Below are 23977 nucleotides of genomic sequence, written 5' to 3'. Positions count from 1 at the left end.
TCCCACAATGGCGACCGGCGTCGTTCATGACAAGGCTTCTCCTGGGCACAAACGTCGGCGTTGAGGCGTGGTGAGCCGCAAGGCTGCTGCTAGCCACCCAGATCGGCGGGCATCCATGTGGCGCTTTTGAAATCCCGATATAGACCAGGAGAACGAGATACACCCGCCCACTCACCGAATGCCCTCTCTATTACTCATGTTGCATAGATCGCTAGCAAGCCACGATCCAGGACGGGAGGAATAACTCCATCGAATCTCGCAAATCCGAAGGAATCACAACTCGCTGAAATCACTCAATTCTTTTTGAGGCAGCCTCTCATGCGCTTCAGCAACCCAGCCACGGTCATAGTGATTATTGCTGTACGCCCAAGGAATGACTTTAGATTCGTGAAAATATCAATCACTATGAGCCGCGTACAATCCCAACTAACGAGTCCAAGGCCGAACCATATTGCTTGGCTTTTCTTTGGTCTTTGATGATGTTGTACGCGAATTCTGCTGGGTAGAGCACGCCGGACATTGCCGTGCTGGAGTTTCGATGAAAAAGGTGGCGCCATGACCCATATTGCACTTCGCTCCCTAGCCAAGGGACTGGGTTCCTTTGTCCTTCCGCAACTGCGAAATACGCACGTTGAAGGGGGCACTGCTTCTGCGCGCCACTGTTATGACCTTTTCTTTCGCCACTACGGTCACCTAGCGCCTTGGCTGAACGGCAAAAGACCTGAAGTATTGGTCGAGGTCGGCCCCGGAAGTTCGCTTGGTGTTGGGCTTGCTGCACTGCTTGCGGGCGTCGACACGTACATCGGGCTGGATTTGCAAGACCACCGGAGCATCGAGCACGATCTTGAAGTCTTGAACGGTTTGATTGAACTCTTCGGCGAGCGGGCCGCATTTTGGGATAACACCGTATCGGGCGACATCTTTTTTCCGCCGTCACCGACAAACTTCGCCTGGGATCGGATAGATGGGATCGTGCAACAGCGCCTCAGTGCGGAGGCAATCGACGCGCTGAAGGCGGACCTCGTGAATGGCAGCGAACGATTAAAGTTCGTCGCACCATGGACCGATTTCAACGTACTGCAGGCGGGTGTGGCTGATTGGCTGATGACGCATTCAGTCATGGAGCACGTGGACAACCTCGTTGATACCTATATCGCTATTGCCCGGTGGCTGAAGCCAGGAGGGTTTGCGACGCACCTGATCGACTTCCAATCTCACGGTCTGTCAAGCGACTGGAATGGGCACTGGGTTTTGAGCGCGCCCACGTGGACGATGATGCGTGGACGACGACCCTACCTGATAAATCGGAAGTGGCGCAGCCATCACATCAATCTGATGCAGGAGAGCGGCTTCGAAATCCTTGCGGAACTCCAGTACATCCGTACGGACGGACTAGGACGGAAGGAATTTCGAGCGCCGTTCACGTCAATGCCAAATGGTGACGAAAAAGTTGCGATGAGTTTCTTTGTGACGAGAAAAATCGGCTAAGAGTCGGACTCGAAAAGGCTTCAACTATATCCATATCTTGCGAGGCGTCCGGTGAGCATGCGGATGTGGCGACGGTTATCCGGGATAACCGCCGTCAGAGCCTTTCCGCCATGCGGCGCGGCTTGAGCTAGCCGACCTTCCCCGCCTCGTTCATCAGCCAGGTGCTGAGCTTCTCGCTGTGGGCGTTTGCCGATCGCGGCGGTACCAGCCAGTAACCGCGGTCGGCCGCCTCCAGCGGCGGGCTGGCTTCCACCAGCATCCGCGCCTGGAGAAGCGTATCGACCAGTCCCATCCAGCCGATCGCCACGCCCTGCTCGCTCAAAGCGGCCTGGACGACCAACGAGTAGGTATTGAAGCTGATATCGCCGCGGTCGGCATGGGCGTCGCGGATGACGGAGAATTCGGTAAAATAGCTTTGCCAGTCGAACCAGGGAGATGGCATCGGCGTGTCGAGATGGATAAGGATCGCCTCGGCAAGCTGTTTCGGACTATCGAACGGGCCGTTACGATCGAGAAATCCCTGCGTGCAGACAGGCACGACCTTTTCCCTCAGGAGCAGCGTGCCGATGGCGCCGAATTGCGCCCCTGTGCCGAAAGCGACCACGACGTCGGCATCGTCGCGAAAGCCGGCTTCGAACCTCTGGGTTGCGACGATCTGTATATCCGTTTCCGGATGCAGAAGGCGGAAGCTGTGCATGCGCGGGATCAGCCAAAGTGCGGAAAAGGCATAGTCGGTTCTGAGCCTGATGACCGGCTTCTGGGCTTCGAGACGAAAACTGCGGGCCAGCGCATCGATACCGTTAACCGCTTTGGCGACCACATCGAAAAGCCGCTCGCCTTCCTCGGTCAGCTCGACACCGCGATGCTGGCGGCGCAGCAGGCTGACGCCGAACTGCTCTTCCAGCCGGCGGATCTGGTAGCTGACGGCAGGTTGCGTGAGCCCGAGACGTGCTGCCGCAGACGAAAAGCTCCCGAGTGTCGCGACCTCGACGAAGATGCGCATCCATCCAAGCTCAGGCTGATGGTCTGGCATAAAAATTCCTTTGGTCACCCATCAAAAAAAGCTGTCTTTACAGCTACAATGATAGGCGCTTCAATAAATTCCTCAAATAGCAAAAGAGGAATTCCATGACGCGTCCCAATATCCTCATCCTGATGGTGGACCAGCTGAATGGGACCTTCTTCCCGGATGGTCCCGCGGATTTTCTTCATGCGCCGCATCTAAAATCATTGGCGGACCGCTCCGTGCGTTTCACGAACGCCTATACGGCAAGCCCGCTCTGCGCGCCTGCGCGGGCGTCCTTCATGTCCGGACAATTGCCGAGCCGGACACGCGTCTATGACAATGCTGCGGAATTCGCCTCCGACATCCCGACCTATGCGCATCACCTGCGCGCCGCCGGATACCAGACAGCACTATCAGGCAAGATGCATTTCGTCGGCCCGGACCAGCTTCATGGTTTCGAGGAACGCCTGACGACGGATATCTACCCGGCTGATTTCGGCTGGACGCCCGATTATACCAAGCCCGGCGAGCGCATCGACTGGTGGTATCACAATCTGGGCTCGGTCACCGGCGCCGGCATTGCAGAGATCACCAACCAGATGGAGTATGACGACGAGGTCGCCTATCACGCTACGCGCAAGCTCTTCGATCTCTCGCGCGGCCACGACGAACGCCCCTGGTGCCTGACCGTCAGCTTCACCCATCCGCACGACCCTTATGTCGCGCGCCGCAAATTCTGGGATCTCTATGAGGACTGCTCGGCGCTCGATCCGGCGGTTGCGCCGATCGCCTTCGACGAGCAGGATCCGCACTCGCAGCGGCTGATGAAAGCCTGCGACCACGATGCTTTCGACATTAGCCGGGAGCAGATCAGGCGGGCAAGACGAGGCTATTTCGCCAATATCTCCTATGTCGACGAGAAGATCGGTGAAATCCTCGCCGTCCTGGAGCGGACCCGCATGGCCGAAAACACGATCATCCTCTTCGCGTCCGACCATGGCGACATGCTCGGCGATCGCGGGCTCTGGTTCAAGATGAACTTCTTCGAAGGATCGGCCCGCGTTCCGCTGATGATCTCAGTTCCCGGCTGGAAGCCCAGACGCATCGATCGGCCGGTCTCCACGCTCGATGTAACGCCGACGCTCGCCGGCCTCGCCGGGATCGATATCGCCTCGTTGAAACCATGGACCGAGGGCTGGGATCTCGCAGCACTCGCCGAAGGCATCGGCAGCCGCGGTCCCGTGCCGATGGAATATGCCGCAGAAGGCTCCGAAGCGCCGCTCGTCTGCATCAGGGACGGGCGATACAAGCTCTCGCTCTGCGAGAAGGACCCGCCGATGCTGTTCGACCTCGATGCCGATCCCGAAGAACGCGACAATCTGGCGACCGATCCCTCGCATGCCGACACCTTGGCGCGGCTCACCGAACAGGCAAGCCGGCGCTGGAACCTTGCCGATTTCGACGCAGCCGTGCGCGAAAGCCAGGCGCGCCGCTGGGTGGTCTACGCGGCGCTTCGCAACGGCGCCTATTATCCGTGGGATTATCAGCCGCTGCAGAAAGCCTCGGAACGCTATATGCGCAACCACATGGACCTGAACGTGCTCGAGGAAAGCCAAAGGTTCCCGCGTCAGGAGTAGTCTTCTAAGCCGTCCTGACTGCCGGCGCCTCTCGCAGGAAATCCTCAATGAACTGCTTTTGCAGCAGGATGCCGTCCCATTCATCGGGGAAAAAGGGCGAGTCGTAGATCAGCGTGAAGGGGCCGGCGTAGCCGGCCTTTTCGCACATCTCCAGGCACTTGCGGTAATCCTCGGCATCGAGGCCGGCAGTACCGTAATCAGCCTTGGCGTGACAGATTTCCGCCCGGCGCATGATATCGGCGAGGCCTTGATATTTCGCAGGCGCCGCCCAGTTGCCGAGGTCGCCGTTGAGCCCGACCTTGCCGTCCAGCCGGTCCAGCAGCCAGTTCATTTCGACGGGCGACGGCAGCAAGTCGAACCAGTTCTCGACGACGACGCGCACACCGCTGCCTTCGGCCTTGTCGGCCAGCCAGTTCAGGTGATGGGCGGCGCGGGCGAGATTTGCCTCCGTCGGCTTCTGCTTGCCCGCAATGACGCGCATCCTCTGCGCTCCAAGAGCAGCAGCAATATCGATCCATTCCGCCATCCATTTGACGTCGCGTTCGGCCGTCTCGGGATGGCTCGGATCGCCGTCCTCGACGAGCAGCGTCTGGAAGAGCACGTTCGACGACGCCATCGCACCGCGCAGTTCGGAGAGATAAGCGGCATCGAGGCTCGGCAGATGGAAGGAACAGACCTCCAGCCGGTTGATGCCGCGGGCCGCCAGCGCCGCCGGCACATCGATCAGCGCAGCCGCACCGGGACCATAGGGCTCTTTCGGCGCGGCACTTTTGCCGGGATCGGGACTATAGGCATAAACGGCGCCAAGCAGTCGATGCAGCGACCATGTCGAAACCGCGAAACGTCCGTTTTGCAAAACCTGCACGTGCTGCCCTCCGAGATCTCCTCATGCCATCAATGGCAACTAAATCCCGTCGGTCAATTGCAAATTCAGGCAAAATCGTCGCGGATGATCGCCTCGGCGGCAAGCGCCGTGCCGAGCAGCGCTTCATCGCGACGGGCAGTCGCCGAAAGCAGCAGGCCGACCGGCATCCCGGCCTCACCGGTGCCGCAGGGAATGGAGACGCCGCACCAGTCGAGGAAATTACCGAGCGCGGTGTTGCGCAGCGTCTTGTTATTCGTCGCGAAGAACAGCTCATCGTCCTGCTCCAGCGGTTCAATCGGAGGAGCGACATGGGCAACGGAGGGAAAGGCGATCAGGCGGTCGCCGACGAGACGCTCGACATCGGCGATGAGGCGGCTGCGCGCTTCGAGAATTCTGAGGTAATCGGGCAGCGTCGTTTTGCTTCCAAGCCGAGTGCGCATGACGACGCGGCGGTCCATGCGGTCGGCGTCCGGTCCTGCCAAGCGCTCATGGTGAAGCGCGAAAGCCTCCGCCGTCACCAGCGGACCGTATCGCGTCATCAGATCGAAAATCTCGTTGAAGGCCGGGATGACGATGCGGGCAACATTGGCGCCCGCCTTTTGAAGACGTTCCAATGCTGCCTCGAACGCGGCGACGACGCCAGGTTCGGCCCCGTCGAAGACGATATTTTCAGGCACGACGAGTTCCATACCCTGCAAGGGACGCTCGACGACACTGGGCGCGGTGACGCCGCGCATCGCCGCGTCGATCCAGACGGCGTCCCTGACGGTACGGCAGAGCGGCCCCAGTGAATCCAGGCTTTTTGCCAGCGGATAGACGCCTTCCATCGCATACCGGCCGCGTGTCGCCTTGTAGCCGACGATACCGTTCAAGGCGGCGGGAATGCGCACCGAGCCGCCGGTATCCGTACCCATGGCGACAGGCACCAGCCCGGCCGCGACGACCACGCCCGCGCCGGAGGACGAACCACCCGGAATGCGCGGGAGATCGGTGCTGCGCGGATTGATCGGCGTGCCGTAATGCGGATTGATGCCGAGGCCGGAAAAGGCGAATTCGCTCATATTAGTGCGGCCGACGGCGACCATGCCCGCCTGCCTGAGCAAAGCGACCACGGTCGCATCGTGCTTGGCCGGTGCATCCCCAGCCAGGACGACGGAACCGGCTGTCGTCGCCAGACCTTCGATATCGAAAAGATCCTTCCAGGCGATCGGAATGCCGTCCAGCAATCCGAGCGAGCGCCCTTCCCGCAGGCGTTTCGAGGAGGCGCTCGCTTCCTCCATAGCCCGGCCTTCAGTGAGCATGGTGAACACGGCCTTGTCGGCATAATGCGCGATGGAATCGAAGACCGCCTCGGCCACGTCGACCGGATCGGCCGCACCGCCTTGAATCAGAGTGGAAAGCTGCGCGACCGACATCGCGCCGTAGGATTTGCTCATGGGACGATCCAGATGGAAGGTGATCTCCTGACCTACCCCGGATCGTTCCAACGAGCCAGAGCTTCACGATATTTTGCATTTATTAGGACGATTTTTTGAACACTGAGTTTGCAGATCGCCTCTTCAATTGCCACGATCGAAGACACACATGCTGCTCGCATGAGGAGTGGGCTCGGCATGAGGGTAAGAGGTTTGCTCTTAGGATCCGGCTCCGCATGCGTTGCAGGAGTATTTGAAATGACAGATCGTGAAAATTTGACCCGTCGCCAGGATATGGTGACCCTCCATGTGAAAGAGGACGAGACCTCCGGCTTGGGCGAGCGCGACTATGTGGAACATGTCAGCGCCCAGAAACTTTCGGGCTTCGAGCGCATTGTCGTGGTCGGAGCGCTGCTTGTCTTGAGCTTTGCCGGGTTTGCCGCATATTCATCCGGCAATACGGATCCGATGACGACATCGGCCATTGCGGCCACATCGGGCGACAACACGCCGCATCATCAGACCTACGGCCATTGCCGTGACAGCAGCCCGTACGCCGAAAGGGTCTGCTGACCGCAAGAAGTACCGCCGGGCATGGAAACCTTGGCCCAGGCTGCATCGACAGCAGGAAAGGGAAAAGGACCATGGCCGGTGATGTCGACTACAATCTTCACCGCTTCATCGACGCCCAGAACGGCGTCTATGAGCGGGCGCTCTCGGAGCTGAAGGCCGGACGAAAGACCTCCCACTGGATGTGGTTCATCTTCCCGCAGCTCGCCGGTCTCGGCACCTCGCCGATGGCCGAGAAATACGCGATCCGTTCGGCCGAGGAAGCGGCCGCCTATCTCGCCGATCCCATTCTCTCGAGCCGGCTGCTGCGCTGCGTCGAAGCAATTCTGTCCGTTCGCGGCCGATCCGCGCATGAGATCCTCGGCTCGCCCGACGACCTCAAATTACGCTCGTCGATGACCTTGTTTGCCGCGATCAGCGATCACGGCTCGCCCTTTCACCGGGCGATCGAGCGTTTCTATCAGGGAGAATTCGACGAGCGGACGATGGAGATCCTCAGCGCCGGCGATTAAGGTCTTGCGCAATCCGGGCGCAAAACCGCGCACGCCTTTACATTGCATTAGCGGCCCGGCCGGCTCTCCAACGCGGCAATTTCCTCGGAAATCTCGCTCAACCGCTGGCGCAGATCGCTGTCGGTGCCGTCATCAACCTCCTCGTCGCTGAAGCAATAGCGCGCATCGTGAAGCTCCAGCTTGGCTTCGAGCTCCGCGCGTTTGGCATACAGGTGCTTGAGATAGACATAATTCATCTCTCTGCCTCCATGTCACTCCCTCACGGGAGAACGACGCCGAAACGGTAAGGTTCCCGAAACGGTTCAGGCGAAAGAGGCGATCGCCGCCCTGCAGGCCTTGGCGAAATGCCCGCAGCATCCATCGGCGCCCATGGCCTGGCGGCTGACGCGCGCACCTTCGAGGAGCAGCGTCAGAGTATCGGCAAGCAGTTGGGGTTCGCGCGCACCGGCCGCCGAACAGAGCGCGACCAGGCGATCACGCTGCTCGGCCTTGTGCCGCTCGATCATCTCATGGGCGGGATGCCCCTCACCCTTGAGTTCGATGGCGGCGTTGGCGAGATCGCAACCGGCGGGCTCGCCGTTCAGACATTGCGCCCGCATGTCCACCCAGGCATCCAACTGGGCGCGCGGATTGCCGGGATACTCCGCCTCCAGCTCGCGCCAGATGGCGCCCGCCTTATCGGAAGCCCGTCGTAGCGTCTCGCAGACGAGTTCGTCCTTTGAGCCGAAATGCCGGTAGAGCGTCATCTTGTTGGTGAGAGCCGCGTCGGCGATGGCATCGACACCAATGCCGCGAATGCCATGCTCGCGGAAAAGCTCCAGGGCGGTCGAGACGATACGCTCCCGCGGCGGGATGCGATCTTCTGAAACGGCTGCGGAGATTTCATTCGAGGTTTCTGATTTTTTTGTGGACGAAGTCCTTGACATCAATGTGACCGATCGGTAACAACTGCATTGTTACTTACCGGTAACACCACAGATCGCGAAAGTCAACGCCGAGGGCGTGGCGGCGGGAGTGGAACACGGGCGACCGCCCACGAAAGGAGGACAAGCCATGAGAAAGACCAGAGACGACCTGACGATATCCGAAGCCCTCCGCGACCCCCTGATCGCCATGGTGTTGCGCGCCGACGGCGTGAAGCTTGAAGACTTCAAGCAACTCCTGGAGACGGCTGCCGGTAAACGCGAACCGCGCCCGACGTCAGTGGGCAACATGATCGGCGCGCTTGCTAGCCGCGCCAATCTGCCGGCGATGCCCTGCTTCGGCTGACAACGCCGTCTGAACAGTTTGGGGATCTCTCCCTGCCCCCGTCAAGGGCTGCCGCCGTATGAAGCGGCGGCCTTTGTCGTTTGAGGGCTACGTCTCGATACGAGGGAACAATGTACTGCCCTCGGCACCGGGCGCACCATTCGCCCAGACGGATGATCCGGGATAAGGGGCCGGCAAAGGCCTGCAGCCTCGTCATCGGTTGTCATAGGCCGAACTCTCCAGGATTCCACCGGTGCCTCATCCGCCCAGGCGATCAACCTACAAGATGTTGCGATTTGCCACAGCGACCTCTATGCCATAGTAATGTAACATGACCGCGATTTTCATGAGGTGCGTGGAATTGGACGGAAAGACATCACCCGAAGCTTACTCCGAAGATGAGGGCGTTGCCGATGAAAGCGGTGGCAAGGGCGCGCGGCGTGCGCGCGTCAGCGGCATCGACCGCGCGCTTCAGGTGATCGATCATCTTTACGAGACGGGGTCGCCGGCCGGCGTATATGCCATTGCCAAGGCGGTGAAGGCGCCGCTGTCGACGGTCTACGTCATCGTCGACGATCTCGTCGAAAAGAACATGCTGACGCGCCAGGCGGACGGCTCGATCTGGCTCGGCGCACGGCTCTATCATTACGGCCTCGCCTATGCCCGATCGCTGGATTTCATGAGCATCGCTACCCACGAAATGCACGATCTCTGCCGCCAAGCCGGCGAAACCGTGCAGGTCTGTGGCCGCGACGGCGACTATATGCTGGTGCTTGCCATGGCCGACGGCCCGAGCCACTTTCAGGTGGCCTCCCGCGTCGGCACGCGTGTGCCGCTGAACTGGACGGCCTCGGGCCGTCTGCTCGTCGGCCACCTGCCCGAGGATGAGCGCATCGAGCTCTTCAAGCGCTGCGCCCGCTCGTCGCCGACCGGCCGTGCCGAGATCGACCCGGGCACCCTGTCGGAAGCCGCCGGCAAGGCTTTTGAGTCGCGCCTGTCGATCCAGGCGGGGGAATCGGATTATGCGGTCGCCTGCATCGCTTCGCCGATTTGCGATCGCGACGGCCAGTGCGTCGCCACCATCTCCATCGTCCTGCCGGAGCAGAAGGCCTTTTCCGACGAAAACCACTATACCGCGCATGTGCGCAGTTCGGCGGAACGGATCGAAAAGCTGATGGGCTGGCGCAACCGCTGAACCCTACCCCTCCCGGCGGATCCTACCGGTAGGAATAGCCGTGGCTATGGCGCACGAGCTTGCGTGCCCGTGGCACATAGCGGCTGGCGGCGAAGGCATCGGCGCCGATAACCGCGTAGCGCGGCTCGAACAGCTTGTTGAGAACCGAGACGTCGCCGTTGGAATCCGTGGCCTCGAGCTCGGAATCGACAAGGTCGAAAATAGTGAATTCCGCTTGCGAGCCGACCGAAAGCCGGTCCTCCATTGACAGCTTGATGACGGATGCCGGCGCATGGGTGACGGCCTCCACCACTTTGTCGAAGGGCATGCCGACGCTGAGCAGCTTCGACATCGTCGTCGCCAGATCCCAGACCGGAAAATTCATCGAATGGCCGTGCAGGTCGGTTGAGATCGAGAACGGCAAAAGCCCGCGCGCAATCGCCGCCTCGGCGACCTTGAAGGAGAAGGAGGCGCCGCCGTGGCCGATGTCGAGACGGATACCCTCGGAGGCGCAACGCTCGGCGAGATAGAAGAGGTCCTCGTCCTCCATGATGCTCGAACCGGCCTTGCCGTTGAAACAATGGGTGACGACGTCGCCGGGGCCGAGGATCTCCAGCACTTCGTCATAAAGCGCCGGCGGCTCGCCGACATGCACCATCATCGGCACTTTCAGGATCTTGGCGATCTTCTTGCCGAGCTTTACCGGCGTGACGCCCCAGGACCCGGTGATGACATGGCTGGCGCGCACCTTGATGCCGACGATGTGCTCGCTGTTTTCGGCATAGACTTCGAGGATGCGGTCGAGATCGATATCCCTTATGTCCTTGAGTTCTGCAACACGGTTGCAGGCGACGAGACCGATCGAGCCGAGGTTCAGGAAGGCCTTGATACGCTCGCGTGAGCGCTCGATGATATATTCGCGGAAACCGTGGAAATTCGCCTCACCAGCCGAACCAGCATCGACCAGCGTGGTGACGCCGCGCTCGACGCCGCATTCGGACGGACGAATGGAAATGTCAGTGCCGCCGTGCCAGATATGCACGTGCAGGTCGACCCAGCCGGGCGAAATGAAGGCGCCCTTGCCGTCGATGCGGGTCACATCCTGCGAGACGGCAAGCGACGGACCGATCTGGGCGATCCTGCCGTCGGCATTGACGAGAATGTCGATTACCCCCTCGGATGTGTCCGCGCCGAAAGCCATCGGTTTGACATTGGTGAGGAGAAGCGGCTTCTTCGCCTGATCGCCGGACATGGCATGCATTCCTTTCGAAGTCTCGGACGGGATCACTCCTCGTCATCCGTGTGCGGGTCGTTATGGAAGGGTGAAGTTAGATATGGCGCCTCAGGGAACCGCATCACTGCAATTCCATAGTTATGCTATATAAATCTTTATAATAGAATAAAGCGGAGGGCGACGCTGTCAAGGAAAATGACGCAGCCCATCGCCGTGGGAAAATGTAAGCGGCGCGCTCCTTCCGAAGCGCGCCTGTTTCGAAGATCGGGTAAATTCGCCTTTATTTTCAATCCCGAAGGATTGAATAGTCAAGCTGTTCCAGGTGATCCGGATCGGCAATGGCATCGATCGCGGCGATCCTGCCCTCGGCGATCGTCAGCGCCACCACGACGCGAAGCTGGCCCGCGATCTGTACGACGAATCCGAGCCCGCCGTCGACGACGGCGATTTCGGCCGCCTGCGCCCGGCCCTTGAAGGCTTCGGCCACCTGGGCTGCGCCGCGCATTTCACCAATGGTGCCGAAGCGGGCCGCCGTCGCATCCGGCCGGAAGATGACGTCAGGAGCAAGCACCGCGATCAGGCCTTCCAGATCGCCGTTGCGCGACGCCGTCAGAAAGGCCTCGGCGATCGTCCGCTTGCGCCCGAAATCGACATCAGGCGCTTCGTCCAAGCCCCGCACCCGGCGGCGGGCGCGGCTTGCGAGCTGACGGGTGGCAGCGGACGAACGGCCGATGATCGGCGCGATCTCGTCGAAAGGCAGATCGAACATGTCATGCAATACGAAGGCGACACGTTCGACAGGCGCCAGCGTCTGCAGCACGACGAGCAGCGCCAGCCCGACCGAATCGGCAAAGGCCGCCTCGCGCTCCGGATCCCTGGCCGGATCGGCGATCCCGGCATGAGTGGGCAATTCCAGCGGCTCCTCCCGCCGGGTCTTGCGCGCCCGCAGCATGTCGAGGCAGATGCGCGCCACCACGGTCGTCAGCCAGCCGCCGAGGTTGCCGACATCGGTCGTATCGGTGCGGCTCAGCCGCAGCCAGGCCTCCTGAACGGCATCATCAGCCTCGCTGCGCGAGCCGAGCATGCGATAGGCGGCAGCCCTCAGATGCGCCCTGTTCGCCTCGAACTCATCGGCCAGCCATTTTTTCTCGTCCATTTGTCACATTCCTCCGCTGCGTTCCGTCAAAGCCATGACGAATGAAACCCGGCCGATGTGACGAAGCCGGCGGATCGTCAGACGATAAACGTATCAAGGAGACATATCATGCAGGAGAGAATGGGAAATCCCGCCCTCGTCCTTCCCGCCGCCATGCAGGCGCTCAATGCGCTCAGCCAGGTGCCGGCCGAGACAGGCCTTTCGCCAAAGCTGCTCGAACTCGTCAATCTGCGCGCCAGCCAGATCAACGGCTGCAGCGTCTGCATCGACGGCCATCCCCGCATCGCAAAGAAGCTCGGCGAGACGGATGAAAGACTTTTCGCCGTCAGCGCATGGCGCGACACGCCCTATTTCAGCGACGCCGAACGGGCGGCCCTTGCTTTGACCGAAGCGGTGACCCGCGTCAGCGACCGCGCCGACCCGGTGCCGGACGAGATCTGGGACGAGGCGACCCGGCACTATGACGGCAAGAGCCTTGCCGCACTCGTCATCGCGATCGCCAATATCAACGTCTGGAACCGGCTGAACATCGCCACCCGCCAGATCGCCGGCGCCTGGAAACCGTGAGCGGCGATTGCCGGCAGCGTTTCACCCCGCGCTGCCGGCAAGCACATTTCTCAGATGATGCCGCCGCCGCCGGCAACCGAAGCCGGGCGCTCGGCCGCTACCTTCTTGCGGTAACCGCTGGCGCGGTAGGCGGCGATCGGGTCGATCGCGCCGCCGGCCCTGCGGCGGGCTTCGGCGAGGATCGGCTCGACATCGGCGCGATAGGCACGCTTCAGCGTTTCAGACGCCATCAGCGCGTCATTGTCCTGCTGGTAGCCGTCGAGCGCCTTGCGGTCGACGATCAGTGCCTGCGCATAGGCGCGACGGATTTCGTTGGCGCTGTTGATCAGGCTTTCGATCGGGTCGGTGACATTGTGCGACTGGTCGATCATATGAGCGGGGTTGAAATCATTGACGCCACGCTGTTCGGCATCGACCAGTTCGTTGAAGACGAGGAACAGCCGATAGGGATCGATTGCGCCGGCATCGAGATCGTCGTCGCCATATTTCGAATCATTGAAGTGGAAGCCGCCGAGCTTGCCGAACTGGATCAGCCGGGCGACGATCATTTCGATATTGGTGTTCGGCGCATGGTGGCCGAGATCGACCAGGCAATAGGCCTTGGGGCCGAGCGTCTGGGCAATCAGGTAGTTGGTGCCCCAATCCTGCACGATCGTGGAATAGAAGGCCGGCTCGTACATCTTGTGTTCGGAGAACAGTTTCCAATCGTCGGGCAGCGCCTTGTAAATGTCCGCCATCGAGGCGAGGTAGCGCTCGAAAGCCTTGGTGAAATGGCTCTGACCGGGGAAATTCGAGCCATCACCGATCCAGACCGTCAGCGCCTTGGAGCCGATCGCCCTGCCGATCTCAATGCATTCGAGATTGTGTTCGACCGCCTGGGCGCGTGTCGCCGCATCGGTGTGGCTGAGCGAGCCGTATTTGTAGGAATGGGCCTGGCCGAGAGCATCGGAAAAGGTGTTCGAATTCATCGCGTCGAAGCCGAGGCCGAGCGCATCGCCCTTGGCCTTCAATTCCCGTGCATCCGCCTTGTCCCAGGGGATATGCAGCGAAACATTCGGCGTCGCCTGCGTCAGCTGGTTGATGACGGCGCAATCGTCGAGCTTGTCGAAGATGCCGCGCGGCTCGCCGGTGCCGGGAAAGCGGGCAAAGCGCGTGCCGCCGGTGCCCACACCCCAGGAAGGAACAGCAACGAAGAACTCTGCCACCTTGCGGGTGACCGCCTCGATATCGACGCCGCGACGCGCAAGGTTCGCACCCAGCGCCTCGTAATCGGCTTTCAGCGCGGCTGCCCGCTTGTCGTTATCCGTTGCGACCAGATCCTGTGCGATCTTCAGATCAACCATATCTTCCTCCCGACCTACATCGCGGCCTTGGACGCCCGCTGTTGCACTCCTCATTCCTGTGCTTGTCACAGGAATCCAGCCACGGCGCGTCCGCGCCGTGAATGACTCACACGTAGCGAGGATGATGTTCTCCCGCGCCCAAAGACTTGGGCGCACTGGATTCCTGTGACAAGCACAGGAATGAGGGAGGAGAGTAGCGTCCCCGCATCACTCCAAAGGCACGGTCATTACCGCGTAAAGCTCTGTACGTTGCCGGCATCGACGTTGATGATGTTGCCGGTCGACTTGGCCGATAGATCAGACGCCAGGAAATAGATCGCCTCGGCGATATCCTCCGGAAACACGTTGAGTTTCAGCATTGAACGCTTGCGGTAATGTTCCTCGAGATCATCAACCTCGATCTTCGACGAAGCGGCGCGCTGTTCGCGCCATTCCCCGCTCCAGATCTTCGAGCCGCGCAGGACAGCGTCCGGATTGACGGTGTTGACGCGGATGCCGGCATCCGCGCCTTCGAGCGCCAGGCAACGGGCGAGATGGATCTCGGCGGCCTTGGCCGTGCAATAGGCAGACGCATTCGGTGAGGCGGCAAGACCGTTTTTCGAAGCGACGAAGACGACATTGCCGCCGAGTGCCTGACGGCGGAACAGGCGGAACGCTTCGCGCGAGACGAGGAAATAGCCGGTCGCCAGAATATCGATATTGCGGTTCCAGGTCGAAAGCTCGGTTGCTTCGATCGGCGCGGAGGAGGCAATGCCCGCATTCGAGACGAGGATATCGATGCCGCCGAATTCAACGCAGGCTTCCGCGAAGGCGGCGATCACCGCATCTTCCTTGGTCACATCGAGCCGGACGCTGCGCACGGCGTCAGCGCCATATTTCTTGATGAAATCGGCCTCGGTGCTCTCGAGCGCCGCCTGGTCGATATCGGCAAGCACGACGCAGGCGCCCTCGCCGACGAGGCGCGCGGCCGTCGCCCGACCGATGCCACCGGCGCCACCGGTGACGAAGGCCACCCGGCCGGCCAGGCTCTTCGGCTTCGGCATGCGCTGGAGCTTGGCCTCTTCGAGCAGCCAGTATTCGATATCGAAGGCTTCCTGCTCCGGCAGGCCCTGATATTCCGATACGGTCGAGGCGCCGCGCATCACGTTGATGGCGTTGACATAGAATTCGCTGGCGATGCGGGCCGTCGCCTTGTCGCGGGCAAAGGAGAGCATGCCGACGCCGGGAACGAGGAAGATGACGGGATTGGCGTCGCGCATGGCGGGCGAATTGTCATGCTTGCAGTCGTTGTAATAGCGGGCGTAATCGGCGCGGTAATCCTCCAGCGCCTTGTCGAGGCCAGCGACAATCGCGTCGATATCCGGCTTGGTCGGGTCGAAATCGACGATCAGCGGACGGATCTTGGTGCGCAGAAAGTGATCCGGGCAACTGGTGCCGAGTGCGCCGAGCGGGCGCAGATCCCTGGAATTGACGAATTCGAGCACGGCGTCCTGATCGTCGAAATGACCGAGCTTGCGCTCCTGCTTGCCGATGCGGCCGCGGATCTCCGGCATCAGCCGGGCGGCAATGGCGCGGCGTTCGGCAACGGGCAGGCTCTGCGTGACCGCGCCGCCGAAAATCGTCTTTCCCTCGGTCTTCTCGGCAAACCAGACGATCGCCTTGTTGATGATATCGAGCGTCAGCTCGTAGCAGGCCTTGGCGTCATCAGCCCAGGTGAAGAGACCATGGCTTTCGAGCACGACCCCCTTAGCGTTCGGGTTCGCCTTGACGAAGGCTTCGAGGTCGAGGCCGAGCTGGAAGCCCGGACGGCGCCACGGCAGCCAGCCGATCTCGTCGCCGAAGATCTGCTGCGTCAATTCCTTCGAATTCTTCGACGCGGCGATGGCAATGATCGCGTCTGGATGCATGTGGTCGACATGGGTGAAAGGCACGAAACCGTGCAGCGGCGTGTCGATCGAGGCGGCGCGGGCATTCAAATTGAAGGTGCAGTGCGGCAAGAAGCCGACCATGCGGTCCTCGTCCTCGACGCCCTTGTAGATGGCCTTCAGCGATTCCAGCTTGTCCTGATAGAGTGTCGCAAAACCATCGAGCTTGATGGTGCCGACATCGCCGCCGGAGCCCTTGACCCAAAGCACCTTGACCTTGCCGCCATCAAGCGGATCGGTTTCGATCACCTTCGCCGAGGTGTTGCCGCCGCCATAATTGGTGATGCGCTTGTCGGCACCGAGCAGATTGGAGCGATAGAGAAGTTTGCCGGGCTCGTCGAGACCTGCCGCGTAACCATCATCCCACCGGTTTTCCAGAAGCCGGACGTTCGCCGCCATGTCATCCTCCCATATAAATCATCATCGGGACGCGAGGTTCGCGCCCCTTTTCGTTGACGGTATCGCTCATGAAAGCCAAACTTGTCAATCGAAAACGATCAAATTCGATTATTGTGCAGCGCAATATGAAAATTTATGATCGTTTGTGATTGACAGCTTTTAACGGATGCTCAATAAATATGACAAGAGGAGGAGCCCAATGCACGAACGCGAACGCCATCGCATCATCTTAAGCGCCGTTCAGGAAAAGTCCGTGGTTACGATCCAGGACATTTCCGAGCTGACGGAAGCCTCTGAAGCCACCATCCGGCGCGACATTGCGGCTCTTCATGTGCAGGGCAAGATCCGTCGTGTCCGCGGCGGCGCCGAAGCGGTACACCCGCCGCAACTCGGCAATCTGGCCGGCCGGCCGTTCCGTGTTTCAGAATCGGTCAACATCGATAAAAAACGCGCAATTGCGCGCGCAGCCGTCGATCTCTGCGAAGCGGGCGATGCCATCATCATCAATGGCGGCACCACGACCTTCCAGATGGTGCACTACATGGCCGGCCACCGCCTGCAGGTCATGACCAACTCTTTCGCCATTGCCGAACATCTGGTGAAACATTCCAAAAACACGGTGACGGTGCCGGGCGGCGCGATCTATCGCGAGCAAAGTCTGATCCTGTCGCCCTTCGACAATGACGCGATCCGCAACTTTTATGCACGGCGGATGTTCATCGGCGCGCAGGGCGTCGGCCCGCTCGGCATCATGGAGGCGGACGCCCTCATCATTCAGAGCGAGCAGAAACTGATGCACCAGGCCGACGAGCTCGTCGTCATGGTCGATTCAAGCAAATTCAATCGCCGGTCGAGCCTCATTCTCTGCGCGCTCGACCGCGTTTCTGTGGTCATCACTGATGACGGGATCTCGGAAGAGGCAGCTCGCATGATCGAGAATGCCGGCGTCCGGCTCGTCGTCGCAAGCCCGGTGGCTCAGGCTGTGAAGGAGGATTCCTCGTCGGTTGCATAAGGCGCCGCCGAGGTGTGGAAGTCTAATCTTAATGGGAGGAAAATGACATGAAACTCGCAAAGACACTTGCGCTCGGCGTAGCGCTGGCCGTCGCCATGATGGCCGGCACTGCAAGCGCCAAGGACATCAAGATCGGCCTCGTCGTGAAGTCGCTCGGCAACGGCTTCTTCGACGCTGCCAACAAGGGCGCCCAGGAAGCAGCCAAGGAACTCGGCGGCGTGGAAGTAATCTACACCGGTCCGACGACCACGACGGCTGAAGGCCAGATCGAAGTCATCAACTCGCTGATCGCCCAGGGCGTTGACGCCATCGCCGTTTCGGCCAACGATCCGGACGCGCTTGTTCCGGCCCTGAAGAAGGCTGCACAGCGCGGCATCAAGGTCATCTCCTGGGATTCGGGCGTCGCGCCGGAAGGCCGCATCCTGCAGCTCAACCCGTCGTCCAACGAGCTGATCGGCAAGATGTGCCTGACGCTTGCCAAGGACCATCTCGACGGCGGCAAGGGTGACTTCGCCATCCTGTCGGCAACGACCACCTCGACCAACCAGAACATCTGGATCGACCAGATGAAGAAGCAGCTCAAGGATTTCCCAGGCCTCAACCTCGTCACCACGGTTTACGGCGACGACCTCTCGGACAAGTCCTATCGTGAAGCCGAAGGCCTGCTGAAGTCCAACCCGAACGTCAAGGTCATCGTCGCTCCGACGACCGTCGGCGTTCTGGCTGCTTCGAAGGTCGTTGAAGACAAGGGTCTGGTCGGCAAGGTCTACGTCACCGGTCTCGGCCTGCCCTCTGAAATGGCTGGCGCGATCAAGTCCGGCGCGACCAAGGAATTCGCCATCTGGAACCCGATCGACCTCGGCTACTCCGCAACGCAGATCGCTTATCACCTGGCAAAGGGTGATGCCGATGGCAAGCCGGGCAGCGAAATCGAAGCCGGCCGCATGGGCAAGATCAAGATTGGCGACAATGGCGAAGCCGCCATGGCCGATCCTTTCGTCTATAATGCTTCGAATATCGACCAGTTCTCCAAGGTCTTCTGATCTTTGAGATCATGAACGGACACCCGGCGGCTCTGTCGCCGGGCTTCTCTTTCGATGGTGGTAAGCTTGCTGATGACCCCTGCCCTTCAACACCCCGTCTCGGACCCAAAACCTGATGAAGCAACTGCCATTCTGGAAATGCGCGGCATCTCCCAGACCTTTCCTGGCGTGAAGGCGCTCGACAATGTCAGCATCGCGCTTCATCCCGGCACGGTGACGGCGCTGATCGGTGAAAACGGCGCCGGCAAATCGACGCTCGTCAAGATCCTGACCGGTATCTACCGGCCGAACGAAGGCGAGATCTTGGTCGATGGCCGGCCGGTGACCTTTGCCAGCGCGCAGGCTGCGATCGATGCGGGCGTCACAGCCATCCACCAGGAAACCGTGCTTTTCGACGAGCTGACGGTTGCCGAAAACATCTTCCTCGGTCATGCGCCGCGCACGCGGTTGCGCACCATCGACTGGCAGGCGATGAACAGCCGCTCCAGGGCTTTGCTGACCGCCCTTGAAAGCAATATCGACCCGACGATCCGCCTGAAGGACCTCTCGATCGCGCAGCGCCATCTGGTGGCGATCGCGCGCGCTTTGTCGATCGAGGCCCGCATCGTCATCATGGACGAGCCGACGGCCGCCCTCTCCCGCAAGGAGATCGACGATCTCTTCCGCATCGTCCGGGGCCTGAAGGAACAGGGTAAGGCGATCCTGTTCATCAGCCACAAGTTCGACGAAGTTTATGAGATTGCCGACGACTTCGTCGTCTTCCGCGACGGCCGCGCCGTCGGCCAGGGCCGGCTCAAGGAAACGCCGCAGGACGAAATCGTCCGGATGATGGTCGGCCGCGACGTCGAGAACGTATTTCCGAAGACCGAGGTCGCCATCGGTGGCCCGGTGCTCGAAGTCGAAAAATACTGCCACCGCACGGAATTCCGCGATATTTCGCTGACGCTGCGCAAAGGCGAGATCCTCGGCATTTACGGCTTGATCGGCGCCGGGCGTTCGGAGCTCGCGCAATCGCTCTTCGGCATCACCAGGCCGCTCTCCGGCAGGCTTGTTCTCGAAGGCCGGGAAATTTCGATCAACTCGCCGCACGATGCCATCAGAGCCGGCATCGTCTACGTGCCGGAAGAGCGCGGCCGCCATGGCCTGGCGCTGCCGATGCCGATCTATCAGAACATGACGCTGCCGTCGTTGACGCGCACCTCACGCAAGGGCTTTCTGCAGGCAGCGCAAGAATTCGCGCTTGCCCGCAAATATGCCGAGCGGCTCGATCTGCGCGCCGCTGCCCTTTCCGTACCGGTCGGGACGCTGTCCGGCGGCAACCAGCAGAAGGTCGTCATCGGCAAATGGCTTGCCACCATGCCCAAGGTCATCATCCTCGATGAACCCACAAAGGGCATCGACATCGGCTCGAAGGCCGCCGTCCACGGCTTCATCAGCGAGCTCGCCGCAGAAGGCCTCTCCATCATCATGATCTCTTCCGAACTGCCCGAAATCATCGGCATGTCGGATCGCGTGCTGGTCATGAAGGAAGGCCTCTCGGCCGGGTTCTTCGAGCGCAATCAGCTTTCGCCGGAAGCGCTCGTGCGCGCGGCGACCGGAAACGCATGAGGTGATGGGCATGGCCAAACTGATCAGAAAACGCGAAACCCTGCTCTTCGCCATCATCGTGGTGATGATCGTTGTCTTTTCGACGCGCGCCGCCGATTTCGCCTCACCTGAGAATCTCGCCGGCATCTTCAACGACACGGCGATCCTCATCATCCTGGCGCTTGCCCAGATGACAGTCATCCTGACGAAATCGATTGACCTCTCGGTTGCCGCCAATCTTGCCTTTACCGGCATGGCCATTGCGATGATGAACGCCGCGTTTCCCGGCCTGCCGCTGATCGTGCTCATCCTTGCTGCGATCGTGATCGGCGCCGCCCTCGGCACAATCAACGGCTTCCTTGTCTGGCGCCTTGAAATCCCCCCGATCGTCGTGACCCTCGGCACGCTCACCATCTACCGCGGCATGGCTTTCGTGCTGTCGGGCGGCGCCTGGGTCAATGCCCATCAGATGACGCCGATCTTCCTCTCCGTCCCCCGTACGCCGATCCTCGGCCTGCCGGTCCTAAGCTGGGTTGCGATCATCATCGTCGCGCTGATGTATATGCTGCTGCGCTACAGCCAGTTCGGTCGCTCGGCCTATGCGACCGGCGGCAATCCGACCGCTGCGGTCTATGCCGGCATCGATACGGGCCGGACGAAGTTCCTGGCCTTCGTGCTCTCGGGCGCGCTTGCCGGTCTTTCCAGCTATCTCTGGGTCTCGCGTTATGCCGTCGCCTATGTCGATATCGCCAACGGCTTCGAACTCGACAGCGTCGCGGCATGCGTGATCGGCGGCATTTCGATTGCCGGCGGCGTCGGCTCGGTCGCCGGCACGGTGCTCGGTGCGCTCTTCCTCGGCGTCATCAAGAACGCCCTGCCCGTCATCGGCATTTCGCCCTTCACGCAGATGGCGATCTCGGGAACCGTCATCATTCTCGCCGTCGTCTTCAACGCCCGGCGCGAGCGCAATCGCGGCCGCATCATCCTGCGTGACCGCGCAGCAGCGGAGGTCGCAGCATGAGCATGGTTTCCGCCCCTCCAGGCAAGCAAACATCCGAGAAGCGCATCATCCCTGACCGCCTCGGTACGCCCTTCCGCCGCATCCTCGCGAGCTGGGAAGTGCTGCTCTTTGCCGTGGCCGTACTGATCTTCATCTTCAATTCGCTGGCCTCGCCCTATTTCCTCGACGCCTGGAACCTCTCGGACGCCACCTTCAACTTCACCGAAAAGGCGATGATCGCCTTCGCCATGGCGCTGCTCGTGATATCAGGCGAGATCGACCTCTCGGTCGCCGCAATCATCGCGCTCGCCTCGACAGCGATGGGCGCCGCGGCGCAGATCGGCATCGGCACGCCGGGCCTGGTGCTGATCGGCATCGGCACCGGCCTTGCCTGCGGCATCTTCAACGGCGTCCTCGTCTCGGTGCTGAAATTACCGTCCATCGTCGTCACCATCGGCACGATGAGCCTGTTCCGCGGCATTTCCTACATCGTGCTCGGCGACCAGGCCTATGGCAAATACCCGGCCGATTTCGCCTATTTCGGCCAGGGTTATGTCGTCTGGGTCTTCTCCTTCGAATTCGTGCTCTTCATCGTGCTGGCGATCCTCTTTGCGATCCTGCTGCATGCGACGAATTTCGGCCGGCAGGTCTATGCGATCGGCAACAATGATTTCGCCGCCCGCTTCTCCGGCATTCCGGTCGAACGCGTCAAATTCATCCTCTTCCTGCTGACCGGCGTCATGAGTGGTGTTGCCGCCGTCTGCCTGACCTCGCGCCTCGGCTCGACACGGCCGTCGATCGCGCAGGGCTGGGAGCTCGAAGTCGTCACCATGGTCGTGCTCGGCGGCATCTCGATCCTCGGCGGTTCCGGCACGATCGGCGGCGTCGTCATCGCCGCCTTCGTCATGGGCCTCGTCACCTTCGGCCTCGGCCTCTTGAACGTGCCCGGCATCGTCATGTCGATCTTCATCGGGCTGCTTCTCATCATTACCATCGCCATCCCGATCATTGCCCGCCGCATCAAAGCCATGAGCGCCAAATGACCCTGGAAAAACACGCCTTCAAGATGAAGCTCAATCCCGGCATGGAGGCAGAATACAGGAAGCGGCATGACGAGATTTGGCCAGAACTGGTCGATCTCCTACACAAGTCAGGCGCCAGCGACTATTCCATCCATCTCGACCGCGAGACCAACACGCTGTTCGGCGTGTTGACGCGGCCGGCCGAGCACACGATGGCGAGCCTGCCGGAACATCCGGTCATGAAGAAATGGTGGGCTCACATGGCCGATATCATGGCGACCAATCCAGACAATTCGCCTGTTCAAAGCGACCTCGTCACCCTCTTCCACATGCCATGAACGCCACCTCCTTTCGCCGCATCGCCGTCCTCGATATTGGCAAAACCAATGCCAAGGTCGTCGTGCTCGACAGCGAGACAGGCGCCGAGATCGCCGTCCTGAAGCGGCCGAACGTAGCTATCAAAACTGGCCCTTACCCGCATTACGACATAGAGGCTCTCTGGTCGTTTACGCTCGACGCGCTGAAGAGCCTTGCGCGGGAACCCGGCTTCGACGCCATTTCGATCACCACCCACGGCGCCGCCGCCGCGCTCATCGGCGAGGACGGCACGCTTGCCATGCCTGTGATCGATTACGAACACGAATATCCGCGGGAGATCCGCGATGCCTATACACGGCTGCGTCCCTCCTTCGACGAAACCTTTTCGCCGCGCCTCTCGATGGGCCTCAATGTCGGCGCGCAGCTGCATTACCAGAAAACCGCCTTTCCCGAAGAATTCGCCAGAGTCGCGGCCATCCTCACCTACGCGCAGTATTGGGCGGCACGGCTGACCGGCGTCGCCGCCAACGAGCTGACCTCGCTCGGTTGCCACACCGACCTCTGGAATCCGAAGGTCGGCAGCTATTCTTCGCTGGTCGACAGGCTTGGCATCCGCGACCTGATGGCGCCGATCCGTTCCGCCTTCGATGCGCTCGGCCCGGTCCTGCCTGATATCGCCGCCGAACTCGGCCTTGCAGCGCCGGTGCCGGTCTATTGCGGCATCCATGATTCCAACGCGTCGCTGCTGCCGCACCTCGTCCATCGCGAGGCGCCCTTCGCCGTCGTCTCCACGGGCACCTGGGTCATCAGTTTCGGCGTCGGCGGCGATCTCGATCATCTCGATTCGAAACGCGATGCGCTCGCCAATGTCGATGCCTATGGCCGCGCTGTTCCCTCCTCTCGTTTCATGGGTGGGCGGGAGTTCGAGATCCTCTCAGCCGAGATCGGCAATGTCGACGAAAAGAATGCTCAGGCAGCGATCGGGGCTGTGATCGCAAAGGGCATGATGCTGCTGCCGAACATCGCTCCCGGTTCCGGACCTTTTCCTGACAAGGCAGGCCGCTGGGAGGGCGCGGAGGAAGCAAGCCGCGAGGAACGCCATGCTAGCGCCTGCCTTTATCTTGCGTTGATGACTGACGCCTGCCTCGGGCTGATCGGCGCCAAAGGCCCAGTGATCGTCGAAGGGCCTTTTGCCCTGAACGAGATCTATCTCAAGCTGCTTGCGGCGCTGGTCGGCCGCGAGGTCCTGGCCCTTCCCGGGACAACCGGCACCAGCCAGGGTGCAGCGCTTCTCACCGGCATCCGGCCGGTATCAGGCAGCGAGACGCAGTTTCCGCCGGCCGATATCCAGGGACTGGCCGCTTATCGCCATCGCTGGTACGCGGCGATGGAGTAGGATTCTTTCCAAAACGATCTTGTTCGGCCGGACCTTGCGGTTAGTGTGCACCTCGAAAAT

General features: G+C 61.0%; 23 protein-coding genes. 14 read left to right on the top strand and 9 right to left on the bottom strand.

Annotated features, from left to right (window positions below; translation table 11 throughout):
- The first annotated feature begins 555 nt into the window (after positions 1-555).
- Positions 556-1488 (top strand): hypothetical protein, encoded by a 933-nt coding sequence (locus tag EFD55_RS25000; RefSeq protein ID WP_125848473.1) that lies wholly within the window; start codon positions 556-558, stop codon positions 1486-1488.
- A 127-nt stretch (positions 1489-1615) separates the two neighbouring features.
- Here the strand turns inward: EFD55_RS25000 and EFD55_RS24995 are convergent, their stop codons facing one another.
- Complete coding sequence (locus tag EFD55_RS24995) at positions 1616-2521, bottom strand: choline sulfate utilization transcriptional regulator (RefSeq protein WP_125848471.1); 906 nt, start codon at positions 2519-2521, stop codon at positions 1616-1618.
- A gap of 95 nt (positions 2522-2616) precedes the next feature.
- Here EFD55_RS24995 and betC point away from each other — a divergent pair, with 95 nt between their 5' ends.
- Complete coding sequence (gene betC, locus EFD55_RS24990) at positions 2617-4131, top strand: choline-sulfatase (RefSeq protein WP_125848469.1); 1515 nt, start codon at positions 2617-2619, stop codon at positions 4129-4131.
- 4 nt (positions 4132-4135) lie between these two features.
- Here the strand turns inward: betC and EFD55_RS24985 are convergent, their stop codons facing one another.
- Positions 4136-4996, bottom strand: coding sequence for a sugar phosphate isomerase/epimerase family protein (locus EFD55_RS24985; RefSeq protein WP_125848467.1), 861 nt, complete (start codon positions 4994-4996; stop codon positions 4136-4138).
- A 65-nt stretch (positions 4997-5061) separates the two neighbouring features.
- On the bottom strand, positions 5062-6432 hold the full coding sequence (locus tag EFD55_RS24980; protein ID WP_125848465.1) for an amidase: 1371 nt from the start codon (positions 6430-6432) through the stop codon (positions 5062-5064).
- Between the two features lie 273 nt (positions 6433-6705).
- Between EFD55_RS24980 and EFD55_RS24975 the strand changes: the two genes are divergently transcribed.
- Together EFD55_RS24975 and EFD55_RS24970 are read left to right on the top strand one after the other, a co-directional pair.
- The gene (locus EFD55_RS24975) at positions 6706-6984 is read left to right on the top strand and encodes a hypothetical protein (protein WP_125848509.1); all 279 of its coding nucleotides are present in this window, start codon (positions 6706-6708) and stop codon (positions 6982-6984) included.
- A 71-nt stretch (positions 6985-7055) separates the two neighbouring features.
- Positions 7056-7493 carry a DUF1810 domain-containing protein gene (locus EFD55_RS24970; RefSeq protein WP_125848463.1) on the top strand — a complete coding sequence of 146 codons (438 nt, stop codon included), beginning with the start codon at positions 7056-7058 and terminating at the stop codon, positions 7491-7493.
- A 47-nt stretch (positions 7494-7540) separates the two neighbouring features.
- Here the strand turns inward: EFD55_RS24970 and EFD55_RS24965 are convergent, their stop codons facing one another.
- The gene (locus EFD55_RS24965) at positions 7541-7729 is read right to left on the bottom strand and encodes a hypothetical protein (RefSeq protein ID WP_125848461.1); all 189 of its coding nucleotides are present in this window, start codon (positions 7727-7729) and stop codon (positions 7541-7543) included.
- A 66-nt stretch (positions 7730-7795) separates the two neighbouring features.
- Positions 7796-8419 carry a TetR/AcrR family transcriptional regulator gene (locus tag EFD55_RS24960; protein ID WP_125848459.1) on the bottom strand — a complete coding sequence of 208 codons (624 nt, stop codon included), beginning with the start codon at positions 8417-8419 and terminating at the stop codon, positions 7796-7798.
- Positions 8420-8546: 127 nt separating this feature from the next.
- On the opposite strand from EFD55_RS24960, the gene EFD55_RS24955 reads away from it, so the two are divergent.
- Complete coding sequence (locus EFD55_RS24955; RefSeq protein WP_097616360.1) at positions 8547-8762, top strand: hypothetical protein; 216 nt, start codon at positions 8547-8549, stop codon at positions 8760-8762.
- Between the two features lie 325 nt (positions 8763-9087).
- Entirely contained in the window at positions 9088-9936 is an 849-nt protein-coding gene (locus EFD55_RS24950) for an IclR family transcriptional regulator (RefSeq protein ID WP_125848507.1), read from the top strand.
- 22 nt (positions 9937-9958) lie between these two features.
- On the opposite strand, the gene EFD55_RS24945 is transcribed toward EFD55_RS24950, so the two are convergent.
- Positions 9959-11176, bottom strand: coding sequence for an amidohydrolase/deacetylase family metallohydrolase (locus EFD55_RS24945; RefSeq protein WP_376774108.1), 1218 nt, complete (start codon positions 11174-11176; stop codon positions 9959-9961).
- 259 nt (positions 11177-11435) lie between these two features.
- Entirely contained in the window at positions 11436-12305 is an 870-nt protein-coding gene (locus EFD55_RS24940; protein WP_125848455.1) for a sigma-70 family RNA polymerase sigma factor, read from the bottom strand.
- A 108-nt stretch (positions 12306-12413) separates the two neighbouring features.
- Here EFD55_RS24940 and EFD55_RS24935 point away from each other — a divergent pair, with 108 nt between their 5' ends.
- Positions 12414-12872 carry a carboxymuconolactone decarboxylase family protein gene (locus EFD55_RS24935; protein ID WP_125848453.1) on the top strand — a complete coding sequence of 153 codons (459 nt, stop codon included), beginning with the start codon at positions 12414-12416 and terminating at the stop codon, positions 12870-12872.
- 50 nt (positions 12873-12922) lie between these two features.
- On the opposite strand, the gene rhaI is transcribed toward EFD55_RS24935, so the two are convergent.
- A complete protein-coding gene (gene rhaI / locus EFD55_RS24930; protein WP_125848451.1) occupies positions 12923-14215 on the bottom strand; it encodes an L-rhamnose catabolism isomerase in 1293 nt (430 codons plus the stop codon).
- 227 nt (positions 14216-14442) lie between these two features.
- Positions 14443-16539 (bottom strand): bifunctional rhamnulose-1-phosphate aldolase/short-chain dehydrogenase, encoded by a 2097-nt coding sequence (locus tag EFD55_RS24925; protein WP_125848449.1) that lies wholly within the window; start codon positions 16537-16539, stop codon positions 14443-14445.
- A 199-nt stretch (positions 16540-16738) separates the two neighbouring features.
- Here EFD55_RS24925 and EFD55_RS24920 point away from each other — a divergent pair, with 199 nt between their 5' ends.
- The 7 genes from EFD55_RS24920 to EFD55_RS24890 all read left to right on the top strand — a co-directional run bounded on the left by EFD55_RS24920 (position 16739) and on the right by EFD55_RS24890 (position 23917).
- Positions 16739-17551, top strand: coding sequence for a DeoR/GlpR family DNA-binding transcription regulator (locus EFD55_RS24920; protein WP_125848447.1), 813 nt, complete (start codon positions 16739-16741; stop codon positions 17549-17551).
- Positions 17552-17598: 47 nt separating this feature from the next.
- Positions 17599-18594, top strand: a complete 996-nt coding sequence (gene rhaS, locus EFD55_RS24915; RefSeq protein WP_125848445.1) for a rhamnose ABC transporter substrate-binding protein — start codon at positions 17599-17601, stop codon at positions 18592-18594.
- A 72-nt stretch (positions 18595-18666) separates the two neighbouring features.
- Positions 18667-20202: a sugar ABC transporter ATP-binding protein gene (locus EFD55_RS24910; RefSeq protein ID WP_125848443.1), complete on the top strand. Its 1536-nt coding sequence runs from the start codon at positions 18667-18669 to the stop codon at positions 20200-20202.
- Between the two features lie 10 nt (positions 20203-20212).
- The gene (locus EFD55_RS24905) at positions 20213-21202 is read left to right on the top strand and encodes an ABC transporter permease (protein WP_125848442.1); all 990 of its coding nucleotides are present in this window, start codon (positions 20213-20215) and stop codon (positions 21200-21202) included.
- A complete protein-coding gene (locus tag EFD55_RS24900) occupies positions 21199-22224 on the top strand; it encodes an ABC transporter permease (RefSeq protein ID WP_125848440.1) in 1026 nt (341 codons plus the stop codon). Before EFD55_RS24905 ends, EFD55_RS24900 begins: the two co-directional genes overlap by 4 nt.
- Positions 22221-22541 carry an L-rhamnose mutarotase gene (rhaM, locus tag EFD55_RS24895; protein WP_125848438.1) on the top strand — a complete coding sequence of 107 codons (321 nt, stop codon included), beginning with the start codon at positions 22221-22223 and terminating at the stop codon, positions 22539-22541. The genes EFD55_RS24900 and rhaM overlap by 4 nt, the downstream gene beginning before the upstream one ends.
- Complete coding sequence (locus EFD55_RS24890) at positions 22538-23917, top strand: FGGY-family carbohydrate kinase (protein WP_125848436.1); 1380 nt, start codon at positions 22538-22540, stop codon at positions 23915-23917. Before rhaM ends, EFD55_RS24890 begins: the two co-directional genes overlap by 4 nt.
- The last annotated feature ends 60 nt before the right edge of the window (positions 23918-23977 follow it).

Origin of the sequence: Rhizobium pisi (assembly GCF_003938655.1) — a bacterium.
GTDB lineage: Bacteria > Pseudomonadota > Alphaproteobacteria > Rhizobiales > Rhizobiaceae > Rhizobium > Rhizobium pisi.
This window is presented reverse-complemented; position numbering and strand designations above follow the sequence as displayed.

Coding starts and splice junctions, on each gene's coding strand:
- EFD55_RS25000 (WP_125848473.1), top strand. CDS start 556: ATGACCCATATTGCACTTCGCTCCCTAGCCAAGGGACTGGGTTCCTTT.
- EFD55_RS24995 (WP_125848471.1), bottom strand. CDS start 2,521: ATGCCAGACCATCAGCCTGAGCTTGGATGGATGCGCATCTTCGTCGAG.
- betC (WP_125848469.1), top strand. CDS start 2,617: ATGACGCGTCCCAATATCCTCATCCTGATGGTGGACCAGCTGAATGGG.
- EFD55_RS24980 (WP_125848465.1), bottom strand. CDS start 6,432: ATGAGCAAATCCTACGGCGCGATGTCGGTCGCGCAGCTTTCCACTCTG.
- EFD55_RS24975 (WP_125848509.1), top strand. CDS start 6,706: ATGGTGACCCTCCATGTGAAAGAGGACGAGACCTCCGGCTTGGGCGAG.
- EFD55_RS24970 (WP_125848463.1), top strand. CDS start 7,056: ATGGCCGGTGATGTCGACTACAATCTTCACCGCTTCATCGACGCCCAG.
- EFD55_RS24965 (WP_125848461.1), bottom strand. CDS start 7,729: ATGAATTATGTCTATCTCAAGCACCTGTATGCCAAACGCGCGGAGCTC.
- EFD55_RS24960 (WP_125848459.1), bottom strand. CDS start 8,419: ATGTCAAGGACTTCGTCCACAAAAAAATCAGAAACCTCGAATGAAATC.
- EFD55_RS24955 (WP_097616360.1), top strand. CDS start 8,547: ATGAGAAAGACCAGAGACGACCTGACGATATCCGAAGCCCTCCGCGAC.
- EFD55_RS24950 (WP_125848507.1), top strand. CDS start 9,088: ATGAGGTGCGTGGAATTGGACGGAAAGACATCACCCGAAGCTTACTCC.
- EFD55_RS24945 (WP_376774108.1), bottom strand. CDS start 11,176: ATGCATGCCATGTCCGGCGATCAGGCGAAGAAGCCGCTTCTCCTCACC.
- EFD55_RS24940 (WP_125848455.1), bottom strand. CDS start 12,305: ATGGACGAGAAAAAATGGCTGGCCGATGAGTTCGAGGCGAACAGGGCG.
- EFD55_RS24935 (WP_125848453.1), top strand. CDS start 12,414: ATGCAGGAGAGAATGGGAAATCCCGCCCTCGTCCTTCCCGCCGCCATG.
- rhaI (WP_125848451.1), bottom strand. CDS start 14,215: ATGGTTGATCTGAAGATCGCACAGGATCTGGTCGCAACGGATAACGAC.
- EFD55_RS24925 (WP_125848449.1), bottom strand. CDS start 16,539: ATGGCGGCGAACGTCCGGCTTCTGGAAAACCGGTGGGATGATGGTTAC.
- EFD55_RS24920 (WP_125848447.1), top strand. CDS start 16,739: ATGCACGAACGCGAACGCCATCGCATCATCTTAAGCGCCGTTCAGGAA.
- rhaS (WP_125848445.1), top strand. CDS start 17,599: ATGAAACTCGCAAAGACACTTGCGCTCGGCGTAGCGCTGGCCGTCGCC.
- EFD55_RS24910 (WP_125848443.1), top strand. CDS start 18,667: ATGACCCCTGCCCTTCAACACCCCGTCTCGGACCCAAAACCTGATGAA.
- EFD55_RS24905 (WP_125848442.1), top strand. CDS start 20,213: ATGGCCAAACTGATCAGAAAACGCGAAACCCTGCTCTTCGCCATCATC.
- EFD55_RS24900 (WP_125848440.1), top strand. CDS start 21,199: ATGAGCATGGTTTCCGCCCCTCCAGGCAAGCAAACATCCGAGAAGCGC.
- rhaM (WP_125848438.1), top strand. CDS start 22,221: ATGACCCTGGAAAAACACGCCTTCAAGATGAAGCTCAATCCCGGCATG.
- EFD55_RS24890 (WP_125848436.1), top strand. CDS start 22,538: ATGAACGCCACCTCCTTTCGCCGCATCGCCGTCCTCGATATTGGCAAA.